Annotated in this window: 17 protein-coding genes and 3 pseudogenes; 8 read left to right on the top strand and 12 right to left on the bottom strand. The window is 38.6% G+C overall.

All coding sequences use genetic code 11. The annotated features are described in order from the left end of the window. Positions 1-4 precede the first annotated feature (4 nt). From F890_RS03150 to F890_RS03120, 7 genes and pseudogenes are all read right to left on the bottom strand, one after another. Complete coding sequence (locus F890_RS03150) at positions 5-856, bottom strand: TRAFAC clade GTPase domain-containing protein (RefSeq protein ID WP_005265693.1); 852 nt, start codon at positions 854-856, stop codon at positions 5-7. Further along, the gene (locus F890_RS03145; protein ID WP_005265692.1) at positions 849-1,805 is read right to left on the bottom strand and encodes a TRAFAC clade GTPase domain-containing protein; all 957 of its coding nucleotides are present in this window, start codon (positions 1,803-1,805) and stop codon (positions 849-851) included. Before F890_RS03145 ends, F890_RS03150 begins: the two co-directional genes overlap by 8 nt. Before the next feature lie 8 nt (positions 1,806-1,813). Further along, entirely contained in the window at positions 1,814-2,917 is a 1,104-nt protein-coding gene (locus F890_RS03140; RefSeq protein WP_005265691.1) for a GTPase-associated system all-helical protein GASH, read from the bottom strand. Positions 2,918-2,930: 13 nt separating this feature from the next. Further along, a complete protein-coding gene (locus tag F890_RS03135) occupies positions 2,931-4,250 on the bottom strand; it encodes an effector-associated domain EAD1-containing protein (protein WP_026056602.1) in 1,320 nt (439 codons plus the stop codon). Positions 4,251-4,459: 209 nt separating this feature from the next. Then, complete coding sequence (locus tag F890_RS03130; protein ID WP_005265689.1) at positions 4,460-5,164, bottom strand: metallophosphoesterase; 705 nt, start codon at positions 5,162-5,164, stop codon at positions 4,460-4,462. 2 nt (positions 5,165-5,166) lie between these two features. Then, a pseudogene (locus F890_RS03125) lies at positions 5,167-5,931 on the bottom strand (hypothetical protein); the annotation flags it as partial. Positions 5,932-6,065: 134 nt separating this feature from the next. Further along, positions 6,066-6,962, bottom strand: a complete 897-nt coding sequence (locus F890_RS03120; RefSeq protein ID WP_005265686.1) for a LysR family transcriptional regulator — start codon at positions 6,960-6,962, stop codon at positions 6,066-6,068. Between the two features lie 154 nt (positions 6,963-7,116). Between F890_RS03120 and F890_RS03115 the strand changes: the two genes are divergently transcribed. From F890_RS03115 to F890_RS03095, 5 genes are all read left to right on the top strand, one after another. Then, positions 7,117-7,968, top strand: coding sequence for an aldo/keto reductase (locus F890_RS03115; RefSeq protein ID WP_005265684.1), 852 nt, complete (start codon positions 7,117-7,119; stop codon positions 7,966-7,968). 21 nt (positions 7,969-7,989) lie between these two features. Next, a complete protein-coding gene (locus F890_RS03110; protein WP_005265683.1) occupies positions 7,990-9,039 on the top strand; it encodes an alpha/beta hydrolase in 1,050 nt (349 codons plus the stop codon). A gap of 86 nt (positions 9,040-9,125) precedes the next feature. Further along, on the top strand, positions 9,126-10,259 hold the full coding sequence (locus F890_RS03105; protein ID WP_005265682.1) for a cupin domain-containing carboxymuconolactone decarboxylase family protein: 1,134 nt from the start codon (positions 9,126-9,128) through the stop codon (positions 10,257-10,259). Between the two features lie 16 nt (positions 10,260-10,275). Beyond that, positions 10,276-11,376 carry an alpha/beta hydrolase gene (locus tag F890_RS03100; protein ID WP_005265681.1) on the top strand — a complete coding sequence of 367 codons (1,101 nt, stop codon included), beginning with the start codon at positions 10,276-10,278 and terminating at the stop codon, positions 11,374-11,376. A gap of 15 nt (positions 11,377-11,391) precedes the next feature. Further along, positions 11,392-12,087 (top strand): flavodoxin family protein, encoded by a 696-nt coding sequence (locus F890_RS03095; RefSeq protein ID WP_005265680.1) that lies wholly within the window; start codon positions 11,392-11,394, stop codon positions 12,085-12,087. Between the two features lie 45 nt (positions 12,088-12,132). On the opposite strand, the pseudogene F890_RS18980 reads toward F890_RS03095, so the two are convergent. After that, a pseudogene (locus tag F890_RS18980) lies at positions 12,133-12,222 on the bottom strand (heteromeric transposase endonuclease subunit TnsA); the annotation flags it as partial. Between the two features lie 138 nt (positions 12,223-12,360). Between F890_RS18980 and F890_RS03090 the strand changes: the two are divergent. After that, positions 12,361-12,603, top strand: a complete 243-nt coding sequence (locus F890_RS03090) for a hypothetical protein (protein WP_155756776.1) — start codon at positions 12,361-12,363, stop codon at positions 12,601-12,603. 149 nt (positions 12,604-12,752) lie between these two features. Here the strand turns inward: F890_RS03090 and F890_RS18515 are convergent. From F890_RS18515 to F890_RS03065, 4 genes are all read right to left on the bottom strand, one after another. Next, positions 12,753-13,843, bottom strand: a protein-coding gene (locus tag F890_RS18515) for an IS4 family transposase (protein ID WP_122365490.1) whose coding sequence is annotated in 2 segments (ribosomal slippage) — positions 12,753-13,303 and positions 13,303-13,843 — 1,092 coding nt in all. Because the reading frame shifts where the segments join, the coding sequence is not laid out codon by codon here. Between the two features lie 416 nt (positions 13,844-14,259). Continuing rightward, positions 14,260-15,843: an IS66-like element ISAba25 family transposase gene (locus F890_RS03075; protein ID WP_005080957.1), complete on the bottom strand. Its 1,584-nt coding sequence runs from the start codon at positions 15,841-15,843 to the stop codon at positions 14,260-14,262. 74 nt (positions 15,844-15,917) lie between these two features. Next, positions 15,918-16,253 (bottom strand): IS66 family insertion sequence element accessory protein TnpB, encoded by a 336-nt coding sequence (gene tnpB, locus F890_RS03070; protein WP_000618091.1) that lies wholly within the window; start codon positions 16,251-16,253, stop codon positions 15,918-15,920. Then, positions 16,250-16,633: a transposase gene (locus F890_RS03065; protein WP_001055585.1), complete on the bottom strand. Its 384-nt coding sequence runs from the start codon at positions 16,631-16,633 to the stop codon at positions 16,250-16,252. Before F890_RS03065 ends, tnpB begins: the two co-directional genes overlap by 4 nt. Positions 16,634-17,081: 448 nt before the next feature. Here F890_RS03065 and F890_RS03060 point away from each other — a divergent pair, with 448 nt between their 5' ends. Together F890_RS03060 and F890_RS18510 are read left to right on the top strand one after the other, a co-directional pair. After that, positions 17,082-17,768 carry a metallophosphoesterase gene (locus tag F890_RS03060; protein WP_005265677.1) on the top strand — a complete coding sequence of 229 codons (687 nt, stop codon included), beginning with the start codon at positions 17,082-17,084 and terminating at the stop codon, positions 17,766-17,768. Between the two features lie 329 nt (positions 17,769-18,097). Continuing rightward, positions 18,098-18,199, top strand: a pseudogene (locus F890_RS18510) (IS5/IS1182 family transposase); the annotation flags it as partial.

Here is an 18,199-nt window from a genome sequence, read left to right as displayed (position 1 = left end):
ATTATTAACCATAAATCCAAACTATAGGTGAGGTTAAATCAGCACTTCTTTCAGGATTATCTGGAGAAATAATCCATCCCTGATTTTCAGGACCATTATCTACAAAAGTATTTTGTGATCTTTTATCTAAAGCTCTGCCTAGTGAAGATAAACCCCATATAGAGATTCTATCTTGTTCCCAATTAGAATGTAAAAATTGATTTAATAATGGTAATTCTTTTTCAAAAATTTCTTTAGGTGTAGTAGTGCTAGTTGAGTTAGATATCTGATCATAACAAGATAAGACAATTGCAAGTTTAGGTTTTGAAATTCTTTTACTTCTTTTCAAATTACAAACATGAAGTATGATTTGAAATAGTTCAATCCACCAAATGTTAGCATCAACACTATCTGTTTCCTCTTGTTTTGTCTTTCCTTTTTTTATTACATCTCGATTTGTTAATAGATCCTCAATTTTATGTTTATATTTAGTTTCATCATTCAGGCGAATAAATACCATCCAACCATTTGCATTGATTAAAGTTTCGGCCCATTTTTCATTTACTGATCTACTTTCAAAAATATGGGTCAACTGTTCACCAGCATAATCGAACCAAGTAAGATCTACTTCTTTTTCATTTTTTATGACTAAAGGTAATGATACATTCGCAAACTGAGAAGATGTTGTTCTTTGAGGATTATTACCTTCAGCTAATCTTTCTAGAGCTTCTTGAAAGATATCAAGATTTTCTGGAGTATTACGTATAGCAATTTGTTGCTCTACGCCTCGAGTTAATCTTCCATATAGTTGAGCTGAATAAACAGTTTTACCGCTATTTGGCTTTCCTAATACCATAATAGAATTAGTTTTATCCATGGCTTCCTCTAAAAGACTCAAATATAGAATTACCAATAATATGATCAGTGATTTCTGTATGTTCTACTGAAATATTTGAAATTAATTCATTAATTATAGTAAACATTTCATCTGGTTGTGTTATTGAACAAGAATGGTTAGACGTTGAGCAGAAGTTGATTGAGTTAAGATTACGAGTAATTAAATCACGAATAGTTTTCGGGATATTATTGTTTTCTTCAGCTTTAGTCCAAACTAAAGCAATATGTTTTGCATAATGATAGTCTTTTAATCGATCAAAAATACTTGAAATATCATTTCTAGTACTTCCACGGATTCTAGCATCTTTGTGTGAAAGTTTTTCTGAATCAGAAGTTATAATGAGTAAGTCAGAATGAGTTATTACCCAATTAGCACCTTGAGCTAAATTAGGATTAGCTGCCCATTGATTGAACCATTCCCCTGGAGCATCTATAAATATAACATCTCGAATGACATCGTTTTCATTTCTAAAAGATAGATGTAAAAAACCAGGTGTTCTCGCATCCCCCCGTGGTGTGCGAGGAGGAAAGTCTGGTGAGGATAAGGGAGAGGCGAATCTAGAGTTTTTTGCTAGGGCTTCCCATGATTCAAGAGTATAACTTGCCCAAAAATCCCCAAATTTTAATTTTTTACCACTTAAAATCTGTAAATACAGTGAGAGTAGGATTGTAGATTTACCAGCTTCTGCTGGACCTACGATACCAATAATTAAAGGTTTCCTAACATCAGATAATTTTTGTAGACCTTTAAAACCTAGATGTGTTCCACTCCAAAAAACTTTATAAGCAGATTTAGACGTATCCTCCACCAATTGTCCATCGGTCTCATCAGATTTAATAAAATCTTCACAATCAGTCATATGAAGATAGCCTTTTTCACAGCTGATACCATCTGCGATACCACATTCTGGATTATTACATTTATACATTTTTATTCCTAAAATCTATAAACTTGCTCTTGTCTATAAATGGCTTTGGCTAAATCTGGTAAAGAGATTTCTTCAATTTGTATAATGCATTGATTTTTTAAATTTTCTAAATCAATATCAGTTTTAAATGCTGAAATGACAAGATCTCTTATATTCAAGAAATTTTGATTCGAAGAAAGTTCAAGATTATTAAAGATATCTTTAGTCAAAAGCTCCTCTTTACTTTCTCTAATTTTTGTTAGGATATCAATTAATGGATACTTTGTATCATAATTAGCATTTCCTGTTTGATTAATTGATTCAGCTAAAATATAAGTTGAACTAACAGGAGCAGGATATCCTTTAATGAGTTGTAATAAATCGATTGCCATTACTAATGGATTAAGTAAAGGATCGATTTCTCGATAGCTTTTAAAAAAACTTTGTGAATACTTTGCTTCATACCACCAGAGTATATTTAATTGCTCATTTTGATATTCAAAAGGACTTTTTAATGCTGAGGTAACAGAATTTATCTGATCATTCAATTCTTTAAATGTATCTGTAAAATTCTTTGCAACTTTTTCAGCAGAAACTTCAACTTCACCGTCAGCTTGAAAAATTTCAGACTTAAAAGTTTTATTTTTTAATCCTTTAATATCTACACTTTCTGTATAAGTAGAATAAGAATAAATATTAAGTTTTTTGTTCCATTCATCAACTAACTCTTTACTTAGAATTAAATGAGGGTTATGAACAGATAAATATGGCCAAATATCAACTACGTTTAATGCTAACATAGATGCATAGCTATTATTCTTTTCTGCAAGTTTCACACATGCATATAGAACCATTGCTGTAAGTAATCTATGGGGCTTCTCATCAGGATAAATAAAACCAACATTTGTCCAATACTCTTCCAATGTAGAATATGCGGATTGCATTGCCACGTTTGTCTCAAAAAAAGACTCTTTAATTAAAGAATGAAATCCATCAATTAAGAGATTTGGCTCCATATCATTTGCAAACTTTTCAGCCGCAGCATTTACTTTATCAAAGCGATCATCACTTTCAGTAATTTGTTTATCAATGCAACCAGCTTTATTTAAAGCTTCTAAAAAACTCATACTCATTAGATAATTCCTTTTAATTTATATGTTTGATAAGTGATTGATTTTTAGGAAAATCTATTAAAATGTTTTTAATTAAATCATCAATAGTAACATTTGCCCCATTAGTTGCTTTATGTATCAACTCAAACCAGAGGTCAGAAATATTTGAGATATTAGAAATATCTGAAGGTTTACCGCCTGATTTAACCCAAATACTTCTTATACTATTTACATCATAATATAAAGTTGATAACTCATTAATTAGACCTTTGTTAGATAAGGCAGAAACTTCAGGAATAAGTTCATTTATTTCTTGATTGTCTAGAATTAAATCAGAACAATTTATTAAAAGTTTGATCAAGCATTCAGCTGCGGCTCGCGATGCAAAATGTCTATACGTATCATCTTTAAAAGTATCACCGTAATCTGAAACAGCTTTGGAAATTATGATAGGAATATCTAATATTTCGCCTAAGGCTGCTAATCCACTTGCCTCCATATCTATCCCTAAGACTTTACGCATATCTCGATCAGCTAAGTAATTGAATATATTCTCATCTTCTTTCACAGTACTTCCAGTTGCCATAGGGGCAATATGGAGTGAAAAATCAGGATCATTGGGGAGACCAAAAAGATATTCTTCTTTTAATGTTGCTGCTTCCTTTAAACCTTCATCAGTTAAATTAAATCCCTGTAGTGTAATCCAGTTACGCTTTTTTAAACGTTTAATTACTTCAGAGAAGCTAGGACAATACGTCTTAAATATTTCATTATCAGTTGGTTGGATTCCTTCAAATAGCTGTAAAATAAGCCATCTTTCTTGATAGTCTAATGAGTATAGGGGTCTAAATTTTAACCATTTTTCTTCTTCAAGCTTAAAGCTTTGCATTCTCTGTAAAATTTTAGGATTAGGTCTAAATTGGAGTTGATCTCCTTGAAAACTCTCGACACCTCCAATAACGACTGATTTACCAGCATCATATGACCATAATCTATCGGCAAATATAACGTCACCAAGATGAACTTTTCCTCTTCTTCCTGCACAAATACCCGTCATACAGATGCACTTTATTCTATTTTTTTCTTGTTGTAGTAAAGAGGTGGTTGCAGCAATTGCTTGCTCTCGGCCCATAAAGTTTTGCCAAGTAGCCATTAGAGATAAAGTGCCTGATGCACTTGCTATCTTTGCTTTAGCAACAGTCCATCCATCAACGACCTCTTCTTTCCAAGAGGTTTCACCACCTAATGTTTTTAGTAAGGCATTGTATTCATCGCGTAAGGCACAAATAATAAGTACATCAGTCATATTTAATAATTGTATTGCATGAAATACTAAATCATATAACAAAATCACTTTTCTTAAAACAATATTTATAGTTTTTCTTCGGGAGAAATATGTAACTAACTTTTTGATTATTTTAATAAAAAAATTAAGAATAATATGATTGTCGGACTTCGTTAGTTGATTTGCCGTGCTCTTAAATATTCTTGTTTTTTAAGATAAAGCGGGTTCTAAAGAGATTAAATGTATGGCATAAGTTTAATTAAGAGTGAAAAATCTTTTTAAATTTCTAAAACTGTCAAGGAACCACCAAAGACAGCACCTGTATCAATGAAAAAACAGTTCTGATGCTGAACAGGTTCTTTAACTACGGTATGTCCCAAATAGATCTCGTCGATACCTGTCACAGTTTTATAGGCAGGATTATATTTACTAAATCGAACACGTCCTCGGTGCCACAGCGCAATTTGTATAGCTGACTGTTCACCTTTAATGAAGTAGTTATTTTTGAGAACCTCTCGTTTGAATTCCTCCCAGTCATTGATATGTATATCAGCATGCACAAAGCCATAAATTTTTTGGTTATGCTGGATTTCAAGAATGATTGGTAAATTACGGCATTGCTCAACAATGGTTTGTTGTTGATGAATTGGCAATTCATATAACCAAGCCCCACCATGATAAGAATGCATATCTTTCATTTCTGTATCAATGGTTGCTTCAATACACATTTGCTCATGATTGCCACGGATTGCTTTAAACCAAGGCTCATTAATAAGGTTTAGGCACTCAAGATTTTCTTGGCCACGATCTACCAAATCTCCCACGGAGACCAATAAATCGTGCTGAAAGTTAAATTTTAATTCATCTAATTTGTTCATAAGTAATGTATAACAACCATGCAGATCACCCACTACAAAAAGTCGTCCTTGAATAGGCTGATCATACAGTTCGACTAAATTATTACCTAAGTTGATTTCTTTCATATTTATAAACTGAGTGTAGGCTTCTCTGAAAAACCAAGGTATGAAATCTGAAGAATTGAATCAAAGAAAATCTTACTTATTTGGGATTGTGGTAGGTCTTTAATTCTTGAGTAAGCTGTAAGGTTCCAGTTGTTAGCGATAGCTCTTTCACCTTGACCTTCACATGATGAGATAACCATGTTCTGAGCATGATTTTTTGTAATTTTCCCTGACTGATATTGCTCTGTACTATTTGCAATAGCTCTATAAATAATATTGTAAATTTGTCCTACAGAGAAATTATTGACTAAGTTTTGGAAAACCGTAGTTGTTTTAGGACCAGGAGAAAAGTCATAACGAACACTTTTCATTTTGAACATGAGATATTGCATACTTTCATAAAATGCTATCTTCTTCCAGAACTCATAACAGAAATTTGGATTTTCTAAAAATTCATCTGAGCGAGGGTACATTAGTCGATGTAACATCATTTGGTAATCTCCATCCTTGGGTTGGATGTTGATCTGATAATTTATATAGTAAATATAATAATTTATAGTGCCATCCTCTTCCTCTATAAACTGATCAAGATCATTTATAAGATAAGGAATAATAAGCTTTCTAGATAACAGGTGCTGTAAAAGTTCACTTGTGAAATCTAGATACGGAGTAATGGTTATATCTTTTTGATTAATCTTTTCAATATATTCAGCTTCTTCATGCAGGCATTCTCGTAACAGGCTTGCTAAGTAAATTTTATCGGTTAAAGATAAATCTTCTTCTACTACGAATAGATACATCTGGTTTTTCAAAGTTTCTGGTTAAGTTATTAACTTTACTTTGTACTGATAGAGTTAGTGTGCTCAGCTATGACAATAACCATTGATAGTTTAAAGCTTTGATGAAATTTTGAAAAAAAATCCTATTGAAGCTTTAATGCATCCACGAGTAAACGAAACAAAGGAGAGGATTCCCGTCGACTTGGGTAATACATATAGTAGCCTGAATATTTCATGTCCCAATTTTCTAATATTGTGACCAATTTACCACTACGTATCTCAGATTGCACCATTGCTTTGGGGAGCCAGGTAATACCGAGTCCATCCAGAGCCGCTTTGACTTTTAGATGTGCATGACTGACTACCATGACAAAGTCAGGCTTAAGATTCATCACTTCATTATTTTTTTCTAAATCTTTAAACTCCCATGCCATGATCTGTTCGTGGGTTGGTAGACGCATTCCTATACAGCGATGTTGATGCAATTCTTCAGGAGTTTGTGGTGTACCATAAGTCTTTAAATAATCAGGAGAAGCCACCGTAATCATCTGCATTTCATCACTGACCTGAACGGCAATCATGTCCTTATCTACCAAGTGGCCCAGACGAATACCAATGTCATAGCGATCCTTGACAATATCTGCAAAGGCATAATCTGTGGTCAGTTCCAGTTGTATAGTCGGATGGTCACGTGAAAACCTGGATAATTTATCCCACAATAAAAAGTTGATACTGAGTTCAGTCCCATTGATTCTTAATTTTCCATGAGGAGAATCCCTAAATTCGTTTAGGTGGGTTAGCTTTTGTTCAATGCCCGTAATGAGTGGTTCAATATCATTGAATAGCTGTTCTCCCTCCTGTGTCAAAGAGACACTGCGTGTTGTACGATGAAAGAGTTTGACCCCGAGACGCTGTTCCAGCATTTTAATGGTATAGCTGAGAGCCGACTGAGATGTACCTAATTGACCTGCGGCTTTGGTAAAATTCCCTGTTTGGGCAACAATTATAAAGACTTTTAAATCATTTAAATTTTCCGACACTGTATTCTCCAAACTATCACTTTTTGTTAATCAAATGTAATTAATAAAAAATCAATATAAATGTAATCGAAATTGCCTGACTAATACATCGTTTATTGTCAGGGTATAGTTATTTTTTAACCGATGTCCTGCATGTACGTGGTGAGAGATAGCAATGAAAACAGTTCGATTAAACAATGAGATTGAAATGCCCCTCGCTGGTTTTGGGGTCTTCCAGATGAACGACCCCGTAGAGTGTGAACAGGCAGTCTTACATGCGATTGATGCAGGCTACCGATTGATTGATACCGCAGCCTCTTACCAGAATGAAACTCAGGTCGGTAATGCACTACGCCAAAGCCAGATTGCACGTGAAGAATTATTTGTGACCACAAAATTATGGTTACAGGATACCAGTTATGAGGGTGCGAAAGCGCAGTTTGAGCGTTCACTGAACCGTTTACAACTGGATTATCTTGACCTGTATCTGATTCATCAACCGATTGGTGATGTACACGGGGCATGGCGAGCAATGGAAGAGCTGTATGCCGCAGGTAAAATCCGTGCTATTGGCGTGAGTAATTTCCACCCTGATCGTTTAGCCGATCTGATGGCATTTAATCAGCTCAAACCCGCGGTGAATCAGGTTGAAGTGAATCCATTTAACCAGCAACTCCATGCCGTACCGTGGATGCAGTCCCGCGATATTCAACCAGAAGCTTGGGCACCTTTTGCAGAAGGACGAAATAATTTATTCAGCCAGCCTGTACTGATTGAGATTGGCAAGAAATACGGTAAATCCGTTGGACAGGTTGTACTACGCTGGTTACTGCAACGCAATGTTGTGTCCTTAGCTAAATCAGTACGTCAAGAACGTTTGCAGGAAAATATTGATATTTTTGATTTTGAGCTGTCGATTGAGGACATGACTCAAATCACAGCAATGGATACCGCCACCAGTTCCTTTTTCTCGCATCGTGACCCCGCCATGATTGAGTGGTTGGCTGGTCGAAAAATGGATGTCTAAACTTAAAATTCAGGAGCGAACATGAAAATTTTACAAACTGTTTTAATGTCGGCAGCCATTACGACTTCAAGTGCGGGTTTTGCCGCAGATAAAAAAGAAAATCCTTTTGGCTTGGTCTATGGCGGTGCGATTACTGAAAATGTCAAAGGTCAGGTCAATATTCATCCAGTGACTTATAAACTGAATGGGCTGGATATTGTTGCCAATGTCTATACACCTGCCAATTATGACCCAAGTAAAAAATATCCTGCGGTTGTGGTGGCGCATCCAAATGGCGGTGTTAAGGAACAGGTTGCAGGCTTATATGCTCAGCGTCTGGCTGAACAGGGATATATCACCATTACTGCTGATGCTGCCTATCAGGGGGGGAGTGGTGGTCAGCCTCGCAGTGTTGATAAACCTGCAAACCGTATTGAAGATGTGCATGGCATGGCGGACTTTATTACCCAATATGCTGGAGTAGATAATAACCGTTTAGGCTTACTTGGCATTTGTGGCGGTGGTGGCTACTCATTGGCAGCGGCAGAAACAGATAAACGTTTTAAAGTGGTAGCTACGCTCAGTATGTTCAATTCTGGACGAGTGCGTCGTAATGGTTTTGCCGATTCGCAACTGGATACTATTCAACAGCGTTTAAAACAAGCCACTGATGCTCGTGCTCAGGAAGTTTCAGGCGGCAAAGTCCTTTATGCGGGTGATGCCGATATGACTGATGAGCAAATTGCTGCATTGCCATTTGAGATGTACCGTCAGGGATATGAATACTATTGGCGTACCCATGCCCATCCAAATTCAACCTTTAAATATACCATGAGCAGCCTGCTTGACCTGATGCGCTGGGATGCGACAGATCAAATCGAATTGATCAATCAGCCGTTACTCATGATTGCAGGCAGTAAGGCAGACAGTCTTTACATGACCGAAGATGCCTTTGCTAAAGCTACAGGCACAAAAGACAAAACCTTATTCAAAATTCCAAATGCCACCCATATTGAAACCTATTGGAAACCTGAATATGTCAAACAGGCGATGGAGCAACTGACTGCATTTTATGGTAAGCACCTGAAATAAAGCTTGCTGGTCTGGATGAGAGGCAATGATTGCATGGCTTTTTTGAATCATTGCCTTATTTTTTAATAGGGATAATAGGAAATAACATGAAAAATCAGGTTAATGCATTATTGGTGATGAGTTCTCTATCAGGTATGGTCTGGGCTGAGGAGAAAATGGGTCAGCAAATTACCAAAGCAGATCAACATAGTATTCAGTCAGCACCTGCTAGTAATTTTTCAGGCAAAGCAAACTTTGCCCGTTATTCAGTCATGCCCTCACAGGGAGATGTTGCACCTGCCATTGTCAATTTTGAAGTAGGTACAATCACCAACTGGCATACCCACCCCCATGGACAATACCTGATTGTGACTGAGGGGGAAGGACGGACTCAGGAATGGGGTAAACCCATCCAGACCATTCATAAAGGTGATACGATCTGGTGTCCACCCAATGTTAAACACTGGCATGGTGCAAGTGAGCATAGTGCGATGTCGCATATCGCTATTACGCCTGTGGCAACTGATGGTAAGAGCGTGACATGGCTGGAAAAAGTGAATTTGCCGACTGAGCCAAAAGCATCTGCACAGCCAAAAGCCAGTACATCTGTGACATTGAGCCAAAAACAACTCAGCCTGATTCCGATTGCTGCCTTTAATGCCACAGGCAATATTGAACAGCTTAAACCTGCTTTAATCAAAGGATTGGAAAATGGTTTAACAGTAAATGAAATCAAGCAAGTGTTTGCCCATCAATACGCCTATGCGGGTTTTCCTCGTGCCTTAAATGGCACATTGACATTTAAAAGCCTGCTTGAGGAGCGCCAAAAACAGGGTATCAAGGATATACAGGGTGCACTGCCAAGCACGTTACCACGTGATACTGACTACTATCAACTCGGTATAGAACAGTTGGCTGATCTTAACAAGACCTCCATTGAGGAAAGTTCAAAACCACTGGTTGAAAACTTCTCACCCACAATGGATTACGCCTTAAAAGCCCATTTATTTGGCTATTTGTTTAGTCAGGACAACTTGACGCCTCTGGAACGTGAAATTGTAGTGGTGAGTACATTGTCTGCCATGGGTGATGTCAATGCCCAACTGCGTTCGCATTTAAGAATTACCCGAAATCTGGGGGTGGATACTACCCAAATGCAAAAAATCATGGCCACTTTGCAGCAGGCTGTCGGACGTGATCTGGCAAACAATGCACAAAGTGTTTTAAAGCAACTACAATAATGGGGACTCAATAAAAATGATGAATATCAACGCACTCTTCAGCAAACTACTGTTGACTATCTGTATTACTGCATCGCTGTCAGCCTGCTCAGTCAATCCACATCAATCATCGGCTTTAAGTATTGCCCAGCAAGGCAATTTTGCCGCAGGGGGAAAAGTCATTCAAAGTGCAGGACAGTTTGACGATCAACAACTCTTTAATCCACAAGGTCAAACGCTGCATGGCGATCATGCTTCAGTATTTTATCAAATCCCTGAACATGCACGTGCTTATCCATTGGTCTTTTTACATGGTGCGGGACAATCAGCGAAAACATGGGGAACCACACCTGATGGTCGTGAGGGATTCCAGACACTTTTCCTGCGCCAACATTTCCCTGTATATGTTGTCGATCAACCACGTCGGGGACAGGCAGGACAATCGACTGTGGCAGCGGAAGTGCCAGCCACGACCAATGATCAGGCATGGTTCAATATGTTTCGTTTAGGACAGTATCCTAACTTGTTTAAGGGAGTACAGTTTTCACAAGACTTAAACGCATTAAACCAGTATTTCCGTCAAATGACACCGAATACAGGGGCCTATGATGAGCAGGTGATTAGTGATGCGATGGTTGAAGTCCTGAAAAAATCAGGTGATGCGGTACTGATTACCCATTCACAGGGCGGAGGGCCAGGTTGGTGGACAGCAATAAAATCAAATCAGGTCAAAGGCATCGTTGCTTATGAACCTGGCAGTGGTTTTGTTTTTCCTGAAAATGAACTGCCTGAACCCATGTCAAGTGCAACAGGGACATTATCACCAACCCCAGTCAAAATGGCCGATTTCCAGAAGCTGACCAAGATGCCAATTATTATCTACTATGGCGATAATATTCCCACTGAGAAAAATGGCGATGCTGGAAAGCAAAATGCGGGACAGGACAACTGGCGAGTACGTCTAAAAATGGCACAGTTATGGGTGGATAAAATCAATCAGCATGGTGGTCAAGCCCAGTTAGTACATTTGCCTGATATTGGTATTTACGGTAATACCCATTTTCCGTTTTCTGATTTAAACAATCAGCAGATTGCAGAACTACTTTCACAGTGGCTCAAGCAAAATAAACTGGATTAAAAGAGGGGGTGGAAGATGATTGCAAGTATGCGTTTTATTCTATTCTTTGTTTGTGCAATGGGCTTGATGGGATGTCCGAGCGCGGAAAATTCACAGACAGCGCAGAACATGGCTCCCTCACCAAATCCACCCGTGAATACAGACAATCCTAAAGCCCTGATTGTGTATCTGTCCCGCACTAAAAATACCGAAGCACTTGCCAAGATGGTACAGGAAAAAGTCGGTGGGGACTTGGTAGCTTTAGAGTTGCAGACACCTTATCCTGAAAATTATCAAGCCATTGTCAGGCAGGTTGATCAGGAAAATCAGGATGGCTATTTACCACCACTGAAAAACCAGATTTCTGACATTGGGCAATATGATGTCATTTTTGTTGGATTCCCAACATGGGATATGCAGTTACCGCCACCGATCAAAAGTTTCCTGAACCAATACCAAGCGGATTTAAACGGTAAAATGATTGCGACTTTCAATAACAATGCGGGCTATGGCATGGGGCAAAGTCTTGCCCAGTTCAACCAGTACTGTCAAGGATGCCAAATTATGCAAAGTATTGAGCTACGGGGTGGGATTGAACGGGAAGGAATTTTATTTGTGATGGAGGGTGAGCGGGCCAATCAAGCTAAAAATGAAATCGCACAATGGTTGCAAGATTTGTCGGTAAATAACCCCGTTATTCAACAGCTCTTGCAAAACCATGCAACAAACTAAGTTATCCTTTAAACATGATCAATCGAGTCTCTAAAATGCCAGTTTCTCCCACACTTTTCCCATACCTTGTCCACGACCACTTTTTATTCTTTTGCTAATTTGTTCTTGTGTGAAGAATCTCGGTGCTCTACTCATAGAAAAACCCAGCCTACTTTTTAATCAGTATAGCTGGGTTTATCTGGTTTACAACTTTAATGTCTAGTTTAGAACTATATTGTTACAGTTTAGAACTTTAATGTTTAGTTTAAAACTATATTGTCTAAACACAATAATGTGACTCAGTTTTGGGTTAAAAAAGTAGTTATTAATGATCTATCAAAAGATGGGTTAGGAATGGGTGATCATACAAAAACCTTATTACACATAAATTGTAATGCAGATCTGCTAGGGTTCAAAACTGAGATCAAATATAAAGGCACTAGGGTAATAGATAGCTATACAGCCCCTTATGTGAAAATGGAGGCTATTGTTCCTGATACGATTGGTTCAAGTTTAGCTAAAGCAATATGTGATTGATGATGTAAACATCCGGCAGGTATTTTCTTTATACCTGAAGTAGCGCAGTTTACGAGTTATTAAGCATTATCAATGTGAAAATCGATTTATTTCTCCTGAAAATGATTTTTTGAATTTCTTATAGTATTTTTCTCTGTACACGACAAATTTCACAGAACCCTTATCCTATGAGGCTTCTGCCTTCTTAAAATTGCCAAAATTTCCTTAAACTCTTCTTTTTTCCCAAAACCAATTAAACGCTGAATCGCCATTTGAACATAGTCTAAACCATAGCGAAATAAACTCATTGAGAGTCGTCCATGCTTCTTTATTTTTATCACTTTTTTTTGATCATGTTGCCATTCACCTGTTAAATAGCACCAACAGAAACCGATAGCTAGCACTGCTATCAATTTCTTGACTCGTCTAGGGTCTGTTAAACGAGTATTTTCAAGATTAAACCCGCATCCTTTGAGACAACTGAATAAGGTTTCAATTTCCCAGCGTAATGCATAATCCTGAATAGCATTGGCATTAAACTGAGGAGAAACGACGAGTAAAAGTTCTCCATTTTCTAACTGTAGTGCACTTATATATAGTTTCACTCGACCAACCAAAATCCGTCGTTTACGACATTCAATTTGACCAACTTGAAGATGGCGAAATAAATCACTGATTTTATGATTCTTTCCTAAATGATTGGTGACAATAAAGTTTTTTTAACACGAATGCAGAAGTTGATGTCTTGTTCAATTAACCATGTAAACCACTGCTCACCGATAAACTCTCTGTCTGCGAACACATTCACAATACGGTCTTTACCAAAAATGGAGATAAAGCGTTGAATCAAAGCAATACGCTCTTTTGTATCTGAATTTCCACGTTTATTAAGTAATGTCCAAACGATAGGTATCGCTATTCCACGATAAACGATCGCGAGCATCAGGATATTAATATTTCGTTTTCCCCATTTCCAATTGGTTCTATCTAAAGTCAGTTGCACTTTGTCGAATGAAAATATATTGAAAATCAACTGAGAAATTTGACGATAATCGAAATACTGACCTGCAAAGAAGCGCTGCATACGTCGATAAAATGATTGTGGTAAGCACTTGATGGGCAAGGCTTTAGATGCAGAAGAAAGATTACATGTTTGCTTTAAAATAATCACAAGCATGATGAGCGCAAAGCACTTTAAATGTGACTTGTTCCATTTTAGATATTTGTTTAAGATAAGATATAACTCATTGAGATGTGTCATAGTATTCGTCGTTAGAAAACAATTATTGTGACATTATTTCAATGAGTTATCTATTTTTGTCGTGTACAGAGAGTATTTTTATAGAAACGAGAGATTGATTTATCCATATCGCATGGTTCACACAACCCTTAGGTGTTTTGGGTCTAGATATGGAAAAAGTACAAAGCTACGAGTAATGCCTTTTTAATTTGGATGAACCACGAAATTTTAAAATTACATAGTATTTTCTCTGTACGGTAAGTGCGATATAGGGTACTAAACGGTACTTTTTGACTAGTTAAGTTTCAATTTTCGCACTTATCGTATTACATATTGCATCGACAAGAAATTTATAGGGGATATCCTTCATCAATTGAGTATTTGGAGTCTTTCTATAACTTTCTCGGTAAGCGTCCGCTGAATCCCATACCTATTTTTTAATTCGATTTAGGTTTCCAGCAGTGCGGCAGCAATTCTTCAATTTGGGTCACTTTGTGTGTCGGTAACCTTTTCAGCACATCACTTAAATAGGCATACGGATCCAAGCCATTCAGCTTTGCTGACTGGATTAAAGTCATGATGTTTGCCGCTCGCTGACCACTGCGCAGCGAACCTGCAAACAGCCAGTTCTTGCGTCCCAACGCCCAGGGACGCATCTGATTCTCTACCCAATTGTTGCATATCGGTAGATTGCCATCATCCAGATAGCGGCTTAAGGCTGGCCAACGCTTCAGAGTGTAATTGATAGCCTTGGCGGTGGGAGAACTCGATGGCACTGTCAGATGATGTTGGTTGAGCCATTCATATAGTTGTTGCATCACTGGTTGACTATGCTGTTGTCGGTATTCGCGGCGGTCTTCCGCTGTACCATCGGTCTTTTTCCTGAGTTCTGCTTCTATCGCATACAGTTTCTGAATCAGCACTAAGGCCTGTTCAGCAACCTGACTTTTCCCAGTTACATGCAGTTCATGGAATTTACGACGTGCATGGGCCATGCACCCCACCTCAATCACCTGGCCTGATTTAAAACGTGCTTTATAACCACTGTAATCATCACAGACTAGATAGCCCTGCCAGCCTTTCAAGAACTCTTCAGCATGCTGGCCTGAACGACTATCCTGAAAGTCATAGATCACCGCCTGAACTGGATTATACTGTGTGGTGGCATAGGCCCAGACATAACCTTTCTTCGGTTTTTTATTATTCTCACCCATCCGCATGATGGTGACCGGTGTTTCATCTGCATGCAGCACCCGCTGTTGCAGCACCACCTCTTTTAAGGCATTGGCCAGAGGTTCCAGTTCTACACCGCAGCGACCTATCCAGTCAGATAAAGTGGATCTGGACAGATCAATGCCAGCCCGCTGATAGATCAGGCGCTGACGGTACAGCGGCAAATGATCGGCATACTTCGATACCAGCACATGGCTGAGCAATTCAGGTGAAGCAATGCCTTTATCAATCACATAGGCGGGCATCGCTTGCTGAGTTAGAGTGTCACACTGATCACAGACCCATTTACCACGCACATGCTGTTCCTTATAGAACTGTGCCGGTCTGAAATGCAGTTTTTCACTGACATCTTCGCCGATACGACGGAGTTGGCAGCCACAAGCACATTGGGTTGATGCAGGTTCATGCTCAATACGGATGGTGTGTAGATGATCTGGCAGTGGTCGACGTTTAGGTTTATTGGTTTTGGCTTTCTGTGTCGCTGCATTGGTTTTATCTGCATTTAGCCGTTCCAGTTCTAGATCAACCGCGGCAATATCTTCTTCAACCGCTTCATCCCAGAGATGGATTTGTTTTGCCGTTAAGTGTTCATTCTTTTGGGCGAATTTGTGCTTTTTAAACAGCGCCAGTTCATGCTCGTATTTTTGATTGAGAATAGAAAGATGTTGAACTTTGGCATCCAATTGTTGGTTTGATTGTGCTAGAGACTGATGCTGCAGCGCCAACTGCCTGGTGAATTCCAGCAGTTGTTCATGGGTCAGTTGGCTTAAGTCAGGCAGCGTATTCATGACCGCAGTATGCCTGAGGTCATGAGAAGAATGAAATAGAACGTTTGGAGAATAGCAGAATGGTCGAGCCTGGTTTAAAGCATCGTCACCACCTGCTGTCGTCCAATGCGCTGCCAGGGCAAACCTTGGATCAGTGCCTGTAACTGTTCCGGGCTGAGGGCCACGGTTTCACCTTGGTGAACTTGAGCCCAGTGAAATTTGCCCTGTTCCAGCCGCCGGGCACACAGCCAGATGCCCAATCCATCATGTACCAGCACTTTCATGCGATGGCCACGTTTATTACAGAACAGGTAAGCACAATGCGGTTTGATGTAGCCAAAGGCTCTCACCACCTGAGCCATGGTCGTATCCATACCTGCACGCATGTCCATGGGCTGAGTAGACAACCAGATTTCATCAATGCGGATCATGTTGCAAGTGCCTTGAGTAATTCTGCCAAGGCAGGTATTTCTGATGTCTGCCATTTTAGCTGAATATCATTATTCGTATGAGGCACGGTGATACACAACGTGATCCTCTCATCAATAGGTTGGCTGATTGCAGCAGTGTAAGGCAAAGCAATAAATGCTGGATTCACATGAGTAGGATCCTGCACGGCACCCTCATGATGGCTGAAGATCCTGATCCAACGACTGACAAGGTTGGCATTAATACTATGTTGCAGTGCGACCGAAGCGATCGAGGTATTAGGATTTTTGCAGGCATTGACAATACTGAGTTTGAATTCTTTGCTGTATTTTCGGCGTTTTTTAGCAACAGGAGGTGTTGCTGAATATATATCCATGTTCATGGATTAAGTCCCCACTTGTTTTTAGGTGGGAACTAAATTAAGGCTTATAGGATCGCTTGGTAAGGCTGTGTTAGCCGGATGCTTACCTTTCTCGGAAAATATTAGCCAATAGTTCTAGGTTTTATATGTAGAATTAGAGTTTACCCGAGCATCCTGTGATTAAAGCACCTATGACGCTTATTTCATTCAGTGAAGAGCATGCTGATTTTGAAATGTACAGAGACAAAGATTGTCATCAATTAACGCAAGTGAATCGTTTTAAAGGGGGATGTCCAGTTTGTTTGTCTGAGGCCCTTCCTAGGGATGGAAAGTCAGATCATGGTGTTCCTCTGGTTGGATGATATATAGAAAGTCCTGTTGTCTATGACTATATTTTTGACCGTATACTACTGACTGGAAGCTTTTTAAGTGATCATCATAGTGAAAGCAGAAAGGTATAATTAAACTAATGAGCGGCTCCTTGATTTATACAATAAATGCAGATCATGCAAATCGTGTCTATATGGTAGGTGACTTACATGGCTGCCATAGTTTGTTGATACAAGAACTCCAAAAAATTCATTTTGATTTTCAGATTGATGTGCTCATTTGTACGGGTGATCTTGTAGATCGAGGTGAAGAAAACTTAGCGTGTATTTCATTACTAGACCAACCTTGGTTCTATACGGTGCGTGGTAATCATGAAGAAATGTGTATCAAGTCACCTCATGATCCTAAAATAAAAGATATTCATGCACGTAATGGAGGTGAATGGTTTTATCAGTTATCTCAAACACAGCGACTAGAAATTATCGAGCGTTTTAAGCAGTTGCCTTTAGTCATAGAAGTTCAATTGGAATATAAAAAGATCGGTGTGGTGCACGCAGACATTGACATACATAATTGGAATGCCTTTAAGCAAGATATTAGTCAAGGCGACTATAATATCTCTGGTGTAACTTCTGCTTATAGCAATGCACTTTGGGGGAGAGGACGTATCCGTAATCATTCAGAACATTACGATACTGTGGAAAATATTGATGAAATCTATTTAGGTCATACGATTGTAAAAGAGCATACTAAAATCGATAATTGTCATTACATTGATGTTGGTTCCTTTTTTACCAAAAAACTTTGTATTGTAAAAATCCAATGAATCTGACGATGTGGTAGGGGAGTTTGGTGGTGAAAAAAGTTCGATTGATCAAAAAATCAACACTTAAATCATGTATCCTAGCTTGTATCCTGTAATTTTTTAATATTAATTAGTGTAATAAAAACAATAGGGTAGGAGAGGGTTGTTGTCCGTCTGGGCCCACCATATAAAACAACCCCTTACGTGCATTAATCGTAAGGGGTTTTTTGTTTTTGGATATTATGAAATCTGAAGTAAGCAATTCACTTAATTGATCGTCGTTCTTATCTCGAAGGGGCTTTGTTGCACAAACCTATCTGTAAAGGCTTTTTCAGCGATATAATTTTCAAATGAAGAAGCCTACACACAAAATCTACCGCACAACCAATTGGCCCGCATATAACCGAGCACTCATGAGTCGCGGAAATATTGCCATTTGGTTTGATCCTGCT

The organism is Acinetobacter sp. CIP 64.7 (genome assembly GCF_000369745.1).
Classification (GTDB): Bacteria; Pseudomonadota; Gammaproteobacteria; order Pseudomonadales; family Moraxellaceae; genus Acinetobacter; species Acinetobacter fasciculus.
The sequence above is the reverse complement of the archived record's forward strand: the minus strand, read 5'-3'. Positions and strand labels throughout refer to the sequence as shown.